This is a genomic window from Bradyrhizobium sp. USDA 4473 (genome assembly GCF_054063335.1).
On sequence record NZ_JBSSGE010000001.1, the window covers coordinates 838,079 to 852,823 of the forward strand.

The 14,745-nt window shown below is 65.9% G+C and carries 14 protein-coding genes; 4 read left to right on the plus strand and 10 right to left on the minus strand.

Annotation, left to right across the window (positions count from 1 at the left end; translation table 11 throughout):
- Nucleotides 1-67: 67 nt before the first annotated feature.
- Nucleotides 68-349: a hypothetical protein gene (locus ACVW17_RS03935; protein ID WP_456750731.1), complete on the plus strand. Its 282-nt coding sequence runs from the start codon at nucleotides 68-70 to the stop codon at nucleotides 347-349.
- A gap of 188 nt (nucleotides 350-537) precedes the next feature.
- On the opposite strand, the gene ACVW17_RS03940 is transcribed toward ACVW17_RS03935, so the two are convergent.
- The 5 genes from ACVW17_RS03940 to ACVW17_RS03960 form a co-directional block, all read right to left on the minus strand.
- Nucleotides 538-2,982, minus strand: coding sequence for a penicillin acylase family protein (locus tag ACVW17_RS03940; protein WP_456796789.1), 2,445 nt, complete (start codon nucleotides 2,980-2,982; stop codon nucleotides 538-540).
- A 64-nt stretch (nucleotides 2,983-3,046) separates the two neighbouring features.
- Complete coding sequence (gene glpK / locus ACVW17_RS03945; RefSeq protein WP_456750732.1) at nucleotides 3,047-4,549, minus strand: glycerol kinase GlpK; 1,503 nt, start codon at nucleotides 4,547-4,549, stop codon at nucleotides 3,047-3,049.
- Nucleotides 4,550-4,776: 227 nt separating this feature from the next.
- On the minus strand, nucleotides 4,777-5,793 hold the full coding sequence (locus tag ACVW17_RS03950; protein ID WP_456750733.1) for an SGNH/GDSL hydrolase family protein: 1,017 nt from the start codon (nucleotides 5,791-5,793) through the stop codon (nucleotides 4,777-4,779).
- Between the two features lie 16 nt (nucleotides 5,794-5,809).
- Entirely contained in the window at nucleotides 5,810-6,583 is a 774-nt protein-coding gene (locus ACVW17_RS03955; protein ID WP_456796790.1) for an SGNH/GDSL hydrolase family protein, read from the minus strand.
- The gene (locus ACVW17_RS03960; RefSeq protein ID WP_456750735.1) at nucleotides 6,580-7,827 is read right to left on the minus strand and encodes an OpgC domain-containing protein; all 1,248 of its coding nucleotides are present in this window, start codon (nucleotides 7,825-7,827) and stop codon (nucleotides 6,580-6,582) included. The genes ACVW17_RS03955 and ACVW17_RS03960 overlap by 4 nt, the downstream gene beginning before the upstream one ends.
- A gap of 295 nt (nucleotides 7,828-8,122) precedes the next feature.
- Here ACVW17_RS03960 and apaG point away from each other — a divergent pair, with 295 nt between their 5' ends.
- Nucleotides 8,123-8,521, plus strand: coding sequence for a Co2+/Mg2+ efflux protein ApaG (gene apaG / locus ACVW17_RS03965; RefSeq protein ID WP_456750736.1), 399 nt, complete (start codon nucleotides 8,123-8,125; stop codon nucleotides 8,519-8,521).
- Nucleotides 8,522-8,528: 7 nt separating this feature from the next.
- On the opposite strand, the gene ACVW17_RS03970 is transcribed toward apaG, so the two are convergent.
- The 3 genes from ACVW17_RS03970 to ACVW17_RS03980 form a co-directional block, all read right to left on the minus strand.
- Nucleotides 8,529-9,530 carry an Hsp33 family molecular chaperone gene (locus tag ACVW17_RS03970; RefSeq protein ID WP_456750737.1) on the minus strand — a complete coding sequence of 334 codons (1,002 nt, stop codon included), beginning with the start codon at nucleotides 9,528-9,530 and terminating at the stop codon, nucleotides 8,529-8,531.
- Nucleotides 9,531-9,760: 230 nt separating this feature from the next.
- Complete coding sequence (gene argF / locus ACVW17_RS03975; RefSeq protein WP_456756333.1) at nucleotides 9,761-10,687, minus strand: ornithine carbamoyltransferase; 927 nt, start codon at nucleotides 10,685-10,687, stop codon at nucleotides 9,761-9,763.
- Entirely contained in the window at nucleotides 10,687-11,889 is a 1,203-nt protein-coding gene (locus ACVW17_RS03980) for an acetylornithine transaminase (RefSeq protein ID WP_456750738.1), read from the minus strand. Before ACVW17_RS03980 ends, argF begins: the two co-directional genes overlap by 1 nt.
- Here ACVW17_RS03980 and ACVW17_RS03985 point away from each other — a divergent pair.
- Both ACVW17_RS03985 and ACVW17_RS03990 read left to right on the plus strand, forming a co-directional pair.
- Nucleotides 11,888-12,127 carry a hypothetical protein gene (locus tag ACVW17_RS03985; RefSeq protein WP_456750739.1) on the plus strand — a complete coding sequence of 80 codons (240 nt, stop codon included), beginning with the start codon at nucleotides 11,888-11,890 and terminating at the stop codon, nucleotides 12,125-12,127. The genes ACVW17_RS03980 and ACVW17_RS03985 overlap by 2 nt on opposite strands.
- A gap of 260 nt (nucleotides 12,128-12,387) precedes the next feature.
- Entirely contained in the window at nucleotides 12,388-12,900 is a 513-nt protein-coding gene (locus ACVW17_RS03990) for a GcrA family cell cycle regulator (RefSeq protein ID WP_021076557.1), read from the plus strand.
- A gap of 271 nt (nucleotides 12,901-13,171) precedes the next feature.
- On the opposite strand, the gene phoB is transcribed toward ACVW17_RS03990, so the two are convergent.
- Both phoB and phoU read right to left on the minus strand, forming a co-directional pair.
- The gene (gene phoB / locus ACVW17_RS03995) at nucleotides 13,172-13,882 is read right to left on the minus strand and encodes a phosphate regulon transcriptional regulator PhoB (RefSeq protein WP_016844067.1); all 711 of its coding nucleotides are present in this window, start codon (nucleotides 13,880-13,882) and stop codon (nucleotides 13,172-13,174) included.
- A 128-nt stretch (nucleotides 13,883-14,010) separates the two neighbouring features.
- Nucleotides 14,011-14,727, minus strand: coding sequence for a phosphate signaling complex protein PhoU (phoU, locus tag ACVW17_RS04000; protein WP_024578984.1), 717 nt, complete (start codon nucleotides 14,725-14,727; stop codon nucleotides 14,011-14,013).
- Between the last annotated feature and the right edge of the window lie 18 nt (nucleotides 14,728-14,745).

Here is a 14,745-nt window from a genome sequence, read left to right on the forward strand (position 1 = left end):
CCGATTTGTCAGTGGGTGATTTGGCGAATCAGGCGCTCGATGTGCAGAGGCCACCGGAGCAACCACCGTGTCGCGCCATCACGCGCTGCCGCCGATCATCACTACGCCGCCGCCACCGAAGCCGAAGCCCACGCGGCGCCGGCGCGGCGTCGGTTATGCCTATGGTGCGGGCGCGGCTGATGCGGCCACCGACATCGATGACGGGGCGCCGGTGCACAGCGCTCCAGTCGTTCCGCAGCACGCGCGCCCGATCGAGACCGTCGTGCGACGCGTGCCCTCGCCGCACGGCAAGCTCAGCGACGATACATTGCGCGCGATGCTGGAGGTGCAGGAGAAGCAGACGGGGTAGAGCGGAGACGCTTCCACACATTCACTGTCGTCCCGGCGCGGGCCGCGACCCATTACCCCCGAATGTGAGTGATGAGGCACGCTGGGGCCGCCGTGTGCAACCCAACCGAGATTCGTGGTTATGGGTCCCCGGCCTTCGCCGGGACGACGGCGGAGTTTGTGGAGCGGCCAGCGAGACATACTCGCCTCTCACCTCGGCGTCAGCGTGATCGCCTCTGCCGTCGCCGCTTCCACCGCGCCTCGGCTGTAGAGCAGCGGCACATACTGGCCGGTGGCCCAGAGCGGCGCGAGGTCGCGGTAGTGGCCGCTGAAGGGATCGCCGGATTGGCCTGGGGTGTTGATGGTGCGGCTCGCATCCCAATTGCCGACATCGAGCACCATGCGGAACGAGGCGCCGGAGAGCAGATGATAGTCGGAGTGGCGATAGGTGGCGGCGCGCGGCACGTTGGCGGCGCCGCCGAAGGCGAGCGGACCGACCTGCATCTGCGCTGCGGTCGCCTTGTCGGCGAGCGGCATCAACGCGTGATTGAACTGCGCGACATGCAGGCGACCCCAGCGCCACATCGACGCATCGCCCCCGAGCTTGTCGATGACATCGGCGACGGCCGCGCCGAGGCTGTCGCGCAGCACGCGGTCGCGCTCGCCGGCGGGATCGCTGCCGAGCGCGGCATCGGGCTTTTCGAGATAGCCGACGATGGCAGAAATGCTCGACGCCTCCGGCGCGATCAGCTGAGCCGCCTTCGGCGCCGTGGTCTTGAGCAGCACCGGGCCGAGATGGTTGGCGATCCAGACCTCGTAGACCGCAGCCGCAGCGCTGTCCTCAGTGTCGCGGGCATCCCACGCTTTGAGCAGCTCGAGGCCCTTCTTGACGTTGGCATCGTCCGACGTGAGCGGCTTCAGCAGCGCGAGAAGGCGGCGCGCGAGCATGCCGGTGTCGTCGTTCTGCAACGCCATCGCGTCCGCCAGCGTCACCTTGCCGTTCTTCTCCAGCACCTCGGTGATGCGCTGCCAGCGCGCGCTGTCGGACCATTCAAAGCCGACCCGGCGCTCATTGACCGGATAATCCGCCGGCAGATTCATCTGATTGGCGGTGGCGATGAAGCCCTGCTTCGGCTGGTAGAGCTTCGGCAGCTCGTCGAGCGACAGAAAGCCCTGCCATTCGTAGCGGCCGTCGCCCGGCACCGGCATCAGCCCGTCGAAACTGGTGCGGCGCGGCGTCTTGCCGGCGGCGACCCAGCCGATATTGCCCGACGTGTCGGCATAGACCTGGTTCTCCGACGGCGCGCCCCAGCGCCGCATCGCGCCGAGAAAACCGTTCCACGACTTCGCGGTCATGTAGTCGGAGGAGCCGAAATAGGCCGAGGTGCCCGGCTCGAACCAGATCGAGCGCACGGCAAACGCATGCTTCTTGTCGGCGTCGACGAAGATCACCGGACCGTGGCGGGTGAACTTCAGCTCCAGGTCGCGGTCGGCTTCGCCCTTGACCTGCTCCGTCTCGTGCACGATGCGCATGTCCTCCCAGCCCGTGCCGTAACGATACTGGTTCGGGTTGTCGGGGTTGAGCTCGTAGACGTAGAGGTCTTCCTGGTCGACGTTGAAGATGGTCAGCCCGAACGCGATGGTGTCGTTATGGCCGATCGAGATGCCCGGCAGCGCCGGCTCGCCGGCGCCGATCACGGAGATGCCGGGCGCGTTGAGGCCGACGATGTAGCGCAGCGACGGCACCGAATGTTCGCGATGCGGATCGTTGGCGAGGATCGGACGCCCGGTCGCGGTGCGCGCGGCCGCGATCACCCAATTGTTGGAGCCGATGGTGTCGCGCTGCTGATCGGCTTCGGCGAGGAATGTGTCGGGATCATGCGCCAGCGCGGCCTTCTGATCCTTCGGCGCCGCGAACTTGACCGGGCGGGTGGCGAGGTCGTAGGCCGCGAGCACGCCTTTCGGCACGCTGCACGGGTCGAGGCCGTCGGGGATCCTGGTGGTCCAGGCCGGCTCCAGCTTGACGCGGAAGCGATCGGCATCGAGGCCGGCGGCGCAGGCCACCAGCGACCGCTTCACCTCGGAGGCGACGTTGCGCGTGAGACCGTGGCTGCGGACGCGCACCACATCCTCGGCCGACCACGGGTCGGGCTTGGTGCCCGCGATCCTGAACTCGATCGGCAGCGGACGCTTGCCCGCGTTGACGTCGGCGACATACGCGTTGACGCCGGCGACGAACGCCTCGGCGTAGGTTTTCGCCTTCGGGCCATAGGCAGCCCATTCCGCATTCATGTCGCCGCGATAGAGGAACAGGCGCAGCGCCTTGTCCTGCTCGGCATAGGCCGGGCCGAAGTCCTTCGCCAGCAGGCCGAGGCCGCGCTTGCGCCAGAGATCGATCTGCCAGAGCCGGTCGCGCGCGGCGTTGAAGCCCTGCAGGAAGAACAGGTCGTGCTCGTTGCCGGCATAGATATGCGGGATGCCCCAGACATCGACCAGGATCTGTCCCGGCGCCGTCAGCCCGGCGACGTCGGTCTTGACCTCGCGCGCCGCAACCAGCGGGCTCGGTTTTTCGCGGGCGGTGGCGGGCGCGGCGAGCATCGCGGCGCAGAGCGCGGCGGTGAGTAGCTTGGTGACGCGGTTGAGATCCGTGTTCATCTTGTTCTCCGATGGTTGTTGTTTTTGGTTGCGAGACTTGAGCCGGAATTTTCCTGCCCGCGCGCTACTCCCCCTCGTCGCTCGCCAGCACGCCTTTCACCGCGCGGGCCCAGCCGGCGAGCTTGCGGTCGCGGGTCGCCTCGCTCATCGCCGGCCGGAAGCGGTGCTCGAGCCGCCAATTGTCGGCGAATTTCGCGGGCTCCGGATAGACGCCGGCATCGAGGCCGGCGAGATAGGCGGCGCCGAGTGCCGTGGTCTCCTGGATCATCGGGCGATCGACCGGCGCGTTGAGCAGGTCGGCGAGCCGCTGCATGGTCCAGTCCGACGCGGTCATGCCGCCGTCGACGCGCAGCACCGTGTTGGCGGCGTTCGCCTCCGGCCAGTCGGTGCGCATCGCGGCCCACAGGTCGAAGGTCTGGTAGCAGACGCTCTCCAAGGTCGCATGCGCGAGTTCGGCCGGTCCGGTGTTGCGGGTCAGCCCGAACAGCGCGCCGCGCACACGCGGATTCCAGTACGGCGCGCCCATGCCGACGAAGGCCGGCACCAGATAGACGCTCTGCATCGAGTCGGATTTGTCGGCAAGCGGGCCGGTCTCGGCGGCGTGCTTGATGATGCCGAGGCCGTCGCGCAGCCACTGCACCGCGCTGCCGGCGACGAAGATCGAGCCTTCCAGCGCGTAGGTACGCTGGCCATTGAGCTGATAGGCGATGGTGGTGAGCAGCTTGTTCTTCGAGGCCACCGGCGTGGTGCCGGTGTTGAGCAACGCGAAGCAGCCGGTGCCGTAGGTCGACTTCATCATGCCGGGCTCGAAGCAGGCCTGGCCGATGGTCGCGGCCTGCTGGTCGCCGGCAATGCCCGAGATCGCGATCGGGCCGCCGAACAGGTCGGCGGTGCTCTCGCCGAACCGGGCCGAGGAATCCTTCACTTCGGGCAGCATCGAGCGCGGCACGCGGAGCAGATTGATGAGATCGTCGTCCCACGCGCCGGTGTGGATGTTGAACAGCAGCGTGCGTGAGGCGTTGGTGGCATCTGTCGCGTGCACCCGGCCGCCGGTGAGCCGCCACAACAGATAGCAGTCGACGGTGCCGAACAGGAGCTCGCCGCGCTCGGCGCGCTCGCGCGCGCCCGGCACGTGATCGAGGATCCAGGCGACTTTCGTCCCGGAGAAATAGGGGTCGATGATCAGTCCGGTTTTCGCCGAGATCGCCGGCTCATGGCCTTCGCTCTTCAATCTGGCGCAGATGTCGGCGGTGCGGCGGTCCTGCCAGACGATGGCGCGGTGCACGGCTTGTCCGGTGGCGCGGTCCCACACCACGGTGGTCTCGCGCTGGTTGGTGATGCCGATCGCAGCGATGTCTTTCGCCTTCAGCCCGGCCTTCTCCAGCGCCTCGCGGCAGACCATCACCGTCGAGGTCCAGATGTCCTCCGGCTCGTGCTCGACCCAGCCGGAGGCGGGGAAATGCTGCGGAAACTCCTGTTGCGCGACCGCGGCGATGGAAATGTCGCTGCGAAACACCATGGCGCGCGACGATGTGGTGCCCTGATCGATGGCCAGCACGAAAGACATGAGCGTTTCCCTTGAGGCTTGGTAACAGGCGCCAAGGGAGCGGATTACCGCGGCGAGGTCAAGCTTGCTGGTGAGTGTGGCGTTGCGAACGTATCAAGCCCGTCATCCTGATGAGGTGCGAGCTCTTGCGAGCCTCGAAGGATGCACGGCCACCAGCCGGGCCGTCCCCTTCGAGACGGCCGCTACGCGGCCTCCTCAGGGTGACGGATTGAGAGAAGACCAACTGATCACATCGGCCGGTAGGTGCGCACGTCGGCCGGGACGTTGACGCCGATCTTGATCGCGCCGACCGAGCGGATGATGTCGTCGCCGAGCAGCTGGGCGAAGCAGGCATAGCCCCAGTCGTTCATGTGCAGGCCGTCGGCGATGACGAAATCGTCGATCGGGATCGCCTGTTTCTCGTGCCAGTCGCGCATCACCTCGAAGCGCGGGAAGATGCCGACATGGCGCAGCGCGGCGATGCGCCCGAGCAGCTTGACCATGCCGCGCGCGCTTTCGGGACGCTCGGTGACGCGCGGCGAATATTGCGGATCGACCAGCACGAGATCGGCACCGTCCGCCTGGATGCGCGCGACGCCGTCCTCGATCTCCTTGGCGGTCTCGGTGGGATCGAGGTTGCGCAGCACCGCATTGGTGCCGACCTGCCAGATCACCATGTCGGGATGCATGTCGATCACTTCGGTCTGCAACCGCTTCATCATCTCGGGTGCGTCCTCGCCGCCCTTGCCGCGATTGAGCACGGTGATGTCGGCGGAGGGATACTGCCGGCGCAGTTGCGCGGCGAGGCGGTTCGGGTAGGTGAATTCCGGCGACGACGAGCCGTAGCCCTGGGTCGAGGACGAGCCGAACGCGATGATCACGACCGGCTTGCCCGCCGCGAGCTTGGCCGCGACATGCGGCAGCGAACCGGTGGTGTTCGGCACGCCGGTCGGCTGATGACAGGGCACGCGATGGAAGATGTCGCTGGCCGACTTCGCGACCTGCTTGACCTTGTCGAGCGCCTTGGCGGCGACGCCCGGTTGCGGGTCGGTCGTATCGGCGGCGATCACGGCGGGCTTCGCGGAGTCAGGCTTTGTCAGATCAGATCTTGCGGCCTTGGCACCGGGCGACAGCGCCGCGTGCTGGTCGGCCTGGCCGGTCTGCGCGCGCGACGGCTCGACCGCAAGCGGCGCGAGCAGCGCCAGCACGGCCGCGACGCACAGGCTCCGCGCCTGCGAAGCGCGAAAAGGGAAGGCAAAACGCATCACAACTCTGCTTCCTCTAATTCTGCTGCACCGGGCCCAGATGGGCCGCATCGATCACGAATTTCGCAAGGGCGCGGCCGAGACAGGCGTGAACCTTCTTGGCCAGGTCGACACCATGCGAGGTGCTGAACAGGTCAAAATATCCGGCGTCGCTCCACTGCTTCATGATCGCGAACCGGTCGAACAGCGGAACGTCGTGCTGCTGCGCCACCACCTTCATGTTGTCGAGATATGGCGGTGCAGAGATCATGGTCTCCGTACGCGGGCTGTATTGCAGGTTGACCAGCACCACGTCGGTCCCGGCGCCCCGCAACGCAACAACGCCGTCGTTGATGGCGGTGCGGAAATCGTCAGGATCGACTGCTCGCATAGCATCGACCGTGCCGGTCTGCCAGATAACCAAAGTAGGCTTTTTTGCTTCAACAAGCTTAACAAGGGTTCCTGCGGTCTCCTCGGCGGTGCTCTTTCCCTGTAATTCTACGGATAGATCGATGGTCGCGGTCGGAAATGCCTCTTTCAACGCCGTCTGCAGCGTGGCCGGATAGGCGCTGGGCTCGTTGCCGGGGATGGTCGAGGAGCGGCTGCCGACCACCAGCACGTTGAGCGGCCGGTTGGCCTTCACCGCATCGGCGACCTTCGGCAGCGAGCTCTCACTTGTCAGCAGATAGGCCGGCACGTCGCAGGGCGGTGCCGGTGGTGCCGGCTCGGGGTTGTCGCCGGCACGCGCGGGCGCTGCCGCCAAACAGGCGGCCAGCAGCAGCAGGCCCAGCATCGTCCGCGCGGACTTCATGCTCCCCCTCCCGCCAGATCGGCGTTGCCGACGGCACCTTTTTTCGAGGCGCCTTTGTCGGCGGAGTGCTTGTACCACGAGATAATCCACGCCATGCCGCACATGATGAGGATGCCGCAGACGCTGATCAAGGCGTGCAGTGCGGCACCGCCGGAGACTTCGGCAAGCACGAAGTGACCGGCGAAGGCAAGGAATACCCCGAGGCAGAATATCTCAAGCGAATGCTGGCCACACAGGATCAAAGGTCGCAGCCAGCGCGATTTCAAGCCCGGCCAATCCCGGGGCAGGAAGCGCACGGTGAGGGCCGCGAGCGCCAGGAAGTGCGCGAACCGCAACACGTCCAGGTCGGTCTTGTTGATCGGATACATCCATTGCTCGATGAGCTTCGGCATGATGTGGCCGAGCTGCGGCACGTACCAGGTCAGCGTCACGAAGAACGCCGCGACCAGATAGACGATGCAGATCCACATCGTGATGTTCGACGACAGGATGCGCGACATCCGCCGCGCGCCGCCGAGCGCGCACCAGGCGCCGAACACGAACAGCAATTGCCAGGCGAACGGATTGAACGCCCAGAAGCCGTTCGGATAGGCCGAGAGATACAGGTCGAACTGCCAGGTCAGCGCGTAGAGCAGGACCGACAGGCCGAGCGTGACGTCGGGCTTCCACTTCATCAGCCACAGGATCAGCGGCAGGAACAGCATCAAGACGATATAGAGCGGCAGCACGTCCATGTTGACCGGGCGGAAGCGCAGCAGCAGCGCCTGCACGATGGTGACGTCGGGCTGCTTGAGGAAGTCCATGATCCCCATCTCTTCCGAGTAGAGCGGGTTCTCGAACGAGGTCGCCACATAGGAGATCTCGGCGAGGAAGATCGTGAACAGGAAGACATGCGCGACATAGATCTGCCAGACCCGGCGCAGGATGCGCGCGGTCGCGATCACGAAGCCGCCCTCGAGCATCGCCCGGCCATAGACGAAGGCCGCGGTGTAGCCGGAGATGAAGATGAAGATCTCGGTGGCGTCGGAGAACCCGTAATTGCGGATCGTCAGCCAGGTCAGAAGATTGGTCGGCAGGTGATCGATGAAGATCAGCCACAACGCGAGCCCGCGGAACAGGTCGAGCCTGAGCTCGCGCTCGCCGGCCGCCGGCAGCGTGATCGCGGGCGCGGCCACTTTCGCCTTGACCTCGGCTTTGGCGTCAGCCGCCGGCGTACCGGCTATGGGATCGGCAATCGAGCTCATCAAACACCGTGTCGGGCGCGGACGCCCCGCCTGCCCAGCTGAAAAGATAATATCGGTCCGCGACTTCCTGAGAAAGCCTTGCCGACCCAACGCGCGGCGACATGCGGCCGCGCCTTAAAGCGGAACTATGTTGAAACCGCGATGAACGGACGCCCCCAATTCCGGCCTTTCAAGCCCGGCTTTTCAAGTCCGGCAGGCGATTGGTTCCGGCTGACCAATTGGCTATGATAGGCCCCTGTTTGCGCATGATCCGATCGAACGCGGGTTTTGCACTGAGACCATCGGATTGAGCCGTATGTATCGCGCCATTACCCGTCAAATCGAAGTCACCGTCGAGCCCAACTTCATGCCGGAGCGCTCGTCGATCGACCGGCGCGAATATTTCTGGTCGTACAGGATCGTGATCGTCAATTCGGGGACGGAAACGGTGCAGCTGCGGACCCGGCACTGGATCATCACCGACGCCACCGGCCGCCGCCAGGAGGTGCGCGGCGAAGGCGTGGTCGGCGAGCAGCCGGTGCTCGCGCCCGGCGAGCGCTTCGAATACACGAGCGGCGTGCCGCTGCCGACCGCGTCCGGCTTCATGACCGGCAGCTACCAGATGGTGACCGAGGCCGGCGAGCGCTTCGAGATCGACGTGCCGACGTTCTCGCTGGACAGCCCGAGCCCGGACGGCAAGCGGGTGCTGAACTGAAGCGCGCCTACTCCACGCCAGCCTCTTCCGGCGTGAACTCGTACACCGACGAGCAGAACTCGCAGGTCACGACGACCTTGCCGTCCTTGACCATCTCGGCACGATCGTTCGGCGCAAAGCTCTTCAGCATCGAGGACACCGCATCGCGCGAGCAGGAGCACTGCGCGCGCAGCGGTTGCGGGTTGAAGACGCGGACGCCGCGTTCGTGGAACAGGCGGTACAGCAGCCGCTCGCCGGAGAGATCCGGATCGATCAGCTCGACGTCCTCGACCGTCGAGATCAGCGACTGGCCCTCGACCCAGGCGTCGTCATCCGGCACCGAATGCGTGACCGTGCCCTCCGGCGCGTCGCCGGGGTGCAGATCGGCCTGCTTGGCGCGCTCGGGCGCCTTGGGCAGGAATTGCAGCAGGATGCCGCCGGCGCGCCAGTGCAGCTTGCCGCCCTCGCCGCCGCGCATCTCCTCGCCGACCGCAAGCCGCACCCGGGTCGGGATCTGCTCCGAGCGCAGGAAATATTCGTGCGCCGCCTCTTCGAGGCCGCCGCCGTCGAGCGCGACCAGCCCCTGGTAGCGGCTGGTGTTGGAGCCCTGATCGATCGTCATCGCAAGGTGGCCCTTGCCGAGCAGCTCGCCCGAGGTCTGCCCCGGCTTGAGCTGCGCCGCGTCGTAGCGCGCATAGGCACGCAGCCGGTCGGGCGCCTGGAAATCGACGATCAGGAGCGACACCGGACCTTCGGTCCGGGTCTGCAGGATGAAGCGACCTTCGAACTTGACCGACGAGCCGAGCAGCGTGGTCAGCACGATCGCCTCGCCGAGCAGCTTGCCGACGGCAGGCGGATAATCGTGCTTGTGCAGGATCTCGTCGAGGGCCGGGCCGAGCCGGGTCAGCCGGCCGCGCAAATCCAGCGCGCCGACCTCGAAGGCCAGCACGGCATCGTCGACAGGAACCGCAGACGGCGCGCGGACCGGCGCCTCGGGCGTGATTTTGATGTCGGGGGATTGTGAAACCATGGCGCTCTATCTGGGGTCTCGGACCGTGAAACGAAAGGGGTTCAGCACACCGAGGATCGACGTCGTCCCTGCCTAGTGCGCAATTGCGCACGGGAGCAGGGACCCATAACCACCGATGTGAGTTGCTGCATCAAGCTGTGGCCCCAGCTTTCGCAAAATTTCCATCGGTGGTTATGGGTCCCGGGTCGCGCTTCGCTTGCCCGGGACGACAACACTCACTGACCTGCGCCTTACGCGACTTCGTTAAAGCACCAGGCCAGGATGCCCTTCTGCGCATGCAGGCGGTTTTCCGCCTCGTCGAACACCACGGATTGCGGCCCGTCGATCACCTCGTCGGTGACCTCCTCGCCGCGATGCGCGGGCAGGCAGTGCATGAACAGGGCGTCCGGCTTGGCGAGCGACATCAGCTTGGCATTGACCTGATAGGGCCGCAGCACGTTGTGGCGGTGCTCGCCCTCCTTGTCGCCCATCGACACCCAGGTGTCGGTGACGACGCAGTCGGCGCCGCGGACGGCGGCTTCCGGATCGGTGCCGAGCATGATCGGGGCATTGGTCGCCTTGATCCAGTCGCGCATCGGCTTCTTCGGCGACAGCTCCGGTGGGGTCGCGACATTGAGCTGGAACTTGAACCGCTCGGCGGCATGCGCCCAGGACGCCAGCACGTTGTTGTCGTCGCCGGTCCAGGCCACCGTCTTGCCCTCGATCGAGCCGCGGTTCTCCTCATAGGTCATGAGATCCGCCATCACCTGGCAGGGATGCGAACGCCGGGTCAGGCCGTTGATGACGGGAACAGTGGCGTGGGCGGCGAGCTCGAGCAGCGCGTCATGGTTGAGGATGCGGATCATGATCGCATCGACATAGCGCGACAGCACGCGCGCGGTGTCGGCGATGGTCTCGCCGCGGCCAAGCTGCATCTCGGCGCCGGTCAGCATGATGGATTCGCCGCCGAGCTGGCGCATCCCGACGTCGAACGACACCCTGGTGCGGGTCGACGGGCGCTCGAAGATCATCGCCAGCGTCTTGCCCTCGAGCGGCTTCTTGCCCTTCTCATGCGCCTTCAGCTTCGCCTTCATGGCGGCGCCGGCGGACAGCATGTTGCGCAGCTCGGCGAGCGGCAGCTCGTTGATGTCGAGGAAGTGACGGACCGGCTTGCTCATCATCCGGCCTTCCTCGGCTGCGCTGCCGACAATGTCGCGCAGGCACGCTCGAGCGAGACGATCGACTGGTCGATCTCGGCTTCCGTCACGATCAGGGGCGCCAGGAACCGGACCACGTTGTCGCCGGCACCGACCGTGAGCAGCTTCTCGCTGCGCAGCGCGGCGATCAGGTCGCCCGACGGCACCACGGCCTTGACGCCGATCAAGAGGCCCTCGCCGCGCACTTCCGACAGCACGCCGGGATAGCGGTCGACCACGGAGGCGAGCTTCTGCTTGAGCAGCAGCGACATCTTCTGCACATGCTCGAAGAAGCCGGGCTTCAGCATGACGTCGAGCACGGCATTGGCGGCGGCGACCGCCAGCGGATTGCCGCCAAAGGTCGAGCCGTGCGAGCCCGGCGCCATGCCTTCGGCCGCTTTCGCGGTCGCCAGCACCGCGCCGATCGGGAAGCCGCCGCCGAGCGCCTTCGCGAGCGACATCACGTCCGGCGTGACGCCGGTGCGCTTGTAGGCAAACAAATCGCCGGTACGGCCCATGCCGGTCTGCACCTCGTCGAACGCCAGCAGCAGGCCATGTTCGTCGCACAGCGCACGCAGCGCCTTGAAGAACGCCTGCGGCGCCGAGCGCACCCCGCCCTCGCCCTGCACCGGTTCGATCAGGATGCCGGCGGTGTGCGGGCCGATCGCCTTCTTCACCGCCTCGATGTCGCCATGCGGCACCTGGTCGAAGCCGTCCATCGGCGGGCCAAAGCCTTCGAGATATTTCGCCGCGCCGGTCGCGGCCAGCGTGCCCAGCGTGCGGCCATGGAAGGCGCCTTCGAAGGTGATGATGCGGTAGCGCTCGCCATGGCCCTTGGAGAAGTGATAGTGGCGGACCAGCTTGATCACGCCCTCCATCGCCTCCGCGCCGGAATTGCAGAAGAACACGAAGTCGGCGAAGCTCTGCTCGCACAGCCGCGCGGCGAGCACCTCGCCGTCCGGGCTCTTGAACAGGTTCGACATGTGCCAGAGCCTGGTCGCCTGTTCCTGCAGCGCCTTCACCAGATGCGGATGCGCATGCCCGAGCGCGTTGACGGCGACGCCCGAGGTGAAATCGAGATAGCGGTCGCCGTTGGTTGCGATCAGCCAGGCGCCCTCACCGCGCTCGAAGCCGAGATCGACCCTGGCGAAGACGGGAAGCAGATGCGACGAGGCGTTGGTCATGGCGTTCACTGCCGGTTTGAAGCCGACAATTGCCGCGCGCCTTGACGCCAGCGCAGCAACGGCCAGCTTCGGAAAACAAAACGGCCGCCTTTGCGGGCGGCACGTGGGCAACATTCTATGCTGCGGCGGGTCCGTGTCAATCGCCAGGAGCCGGTCCTTTGCCGGGCTTCCTGCGCTGCCGAACGAGCGCAATCCGGAGCATTCCGGTGCGGTGGAAAAGCCTCACAGCAATGCTTAACTTTGTCGGAACATGTGGACGCACGGCCGCGGACTCTTGCGCCAGAGTCACGCCATATTGTAGCGTTTGGCCTGTCGGGTACGACATCTCGTGCGGCAGTACTGGACCCTCTAAGTAGCCTTTGTGTCTCGCGTAAACGTTCGGGCGCAACACCGCGCCCGGCGAGGGCTAAGGGATTCTGGCCGCAGGGATATTTGTCCAGATTTGGCTCGCAGCGCCGCTCCAATGACTGGCCGGCGCCATGCGAAAGGAAGAATGCGATGACGGTATTGACCTGGTCCGACGATCGCGTCGAGCAGCTGAAGAAGCTCTGGGAGTCTGGCCTTTCGGCCAGCCAGATCGCAGCGGAACTTGGCAATGTGACGCGAAACGCCGTGATCGGCAAAGTGCACCGGCTCGGCCTCTCCGGCCGCGCCAAGGCACCCTCCACGGCGGCGCCGCGGCAGCGCAAGGCGCGCCCCGCCCAGCACATGATGCGAGTGGCGCGCCCGGTCTCGCGCGGCAACACCGCGCTCGCGCACGCCTTCGAGGTCGAGATGGAGCCCGATCCGATCTCGTTCGACAACGTGGTGCCGATGAGCCAGCGGCTGTCGCTGCTCGAACTCAACGAGGCCACCTGTCACTGGCCGGTCGGCGATCCCTCGAGCCCGGAATTCTTCTTCTGCGGCGGCAAGGCGCTCGCCGGCCTGCCCTATTGCGCGCATCATTCCCGCGTCGCCTACCAGCCCGCCGCCGATCGCCGCCGGCCGTCGGCGAAGCCGCAGATCAAGTAGCCCTCGGGAAAACTACGGAAGACCTGAAAAACAAATCCCCGCACAAGCGGGGATTTTTTGTGAGCGAATGAACATCAAGGGCACATAGCCCAGGTCAAGCGCACTGCGCGACGTAAGGTGAGCACACGCGCCCCTCCCCACCCTCCCCCGCAAGGAGGGAGGGAGCCGGACAGTGTGCTCACCTCACGCGATAACGAGCCGCCGCTCGTGGCGCGATGGATTGCTTCGCTCCGCTCGCAATGACGATGACGGCTCTCGCCGGAAAGGCGACTTACGGCTGCGGCTCGGCTTTCGCGAAGCGGTCGTCGAGCGCGTAGCCGGCGCCGCGCACGGTGCGGATCGGATCCTGCTCGCGGCCCGGATTGAGCAGCTTGCGCAGGCGGCCGATATGGACGTCGACGGTGCGCTCATCGATGTAGATGTCGCGGCCCCAGACGCTGTCGAGCAGCTGCTCGCGGCTGAACACGCGGCCGGGATGCTCAAGGAAGAATTCGAGCAGCCGATACTCGGTCGGCCCGAGATCGATCGGACGGCCCGAGCGCGCGACGCGGCGCTTCTCGCGGTCGAGCTCGATGTCGCCATAGGTCAGGACGGTGGCGAGCCGCTCCGGGCTCGCGCGGCGCAGCAGGCCCTTCACCCGCGCCAGGAGCTCCGGCACCGAGAACGGCTTGACGATGTAATCGTCGGCGCCGGTGGCCAGACCGCGCACCCGCTCGCTCTCCTCGCCGCGCGCGGTCAGCATGATGATCGGAAGCTGCTTGGTCTCGGGCCGCGCCCGCAGGCGGCGGCACAGCTCGATGCCGGACAGGCCCGGCAGCATCCAGTCGAGGACCACGAGGTCGGGAACGCGCTCCTTGAGGCGGGTATCGGCATCGTCGCCGCGCCCCACCGTTTCGACATCGTAGCCTTCCGCATCGAGGTTGTAGCGCAACAGCGTCGTTAGCGCTTCCTCGTCTTCGACTACCAGAATGCGTGCGCTCATCGGTCTAAGTTCTTTCTCTGTGGTGATCTGTTGCCCAGACGCAAACCGAAACACTTAGCTTCTTGAGCATAATCCCCGCGGAAACGACTTGTCGAAGACAATCCGGTTCCGCGCGTGCGGATGATGTCCTAGTTACCCGGCACAGTGGTGGCAAAATTGGTCATGTCGCCCTTCGGGCGCTTGTCGGTGATCTGCTGGCCTTCGATCATGTAGAACACAGTCTCGGCGATGTTGGTGGCGTGATCGCCGATCCGCTCGATGTTCTTGGCGCAGAACATCAGATGGATGCAGAACGAGATGTTGCGCGGATCTTCCATCATGTAGGTGAGCAGCTCGCGGAACAGCGAGGTGCAGATCGCATCGACCTCCTCGTCGCCCTTCCAGACGTTCATCGCCGCCGGCAGATCGTGCGCGGCATAGGCGTCGAGCACCGACTTGACCTGCGACAGCACGAGGTCGGTCATGTGCTCCAGGCCGCGGATCAGCTTCAGCGGCTGGAAATCGCTCTCCAGCGCCGCGACGCGCTTGCCCATGTTCTTGGCGAGGTCGCCGATCCGCTCGAGGTCGGTGGCGACGCGCATCGCGCTGACGATCTCGCGCAGATCGATCGCCATCGGCTGGCGCCGCGCGATCGTCAGCACCGCGCGCTCTTCGATGACGCGCTGCAGATTGTCGATCTCGATATCGGCGGCGACCACGCGCTTGCCGAGCGCGACGTCGCGCCGGATCAGCGCGTCGACCGACTCGGTGATCATCCGCTCGACGAGGCCGCCCATCTCGGCGACCAGGCGGGTCAACTCCTGCAGGTCGCTGTCGAATGCCTTGGCGGTGTGTTCAGAAGCCATCATCTGTCTCCTCAGCCC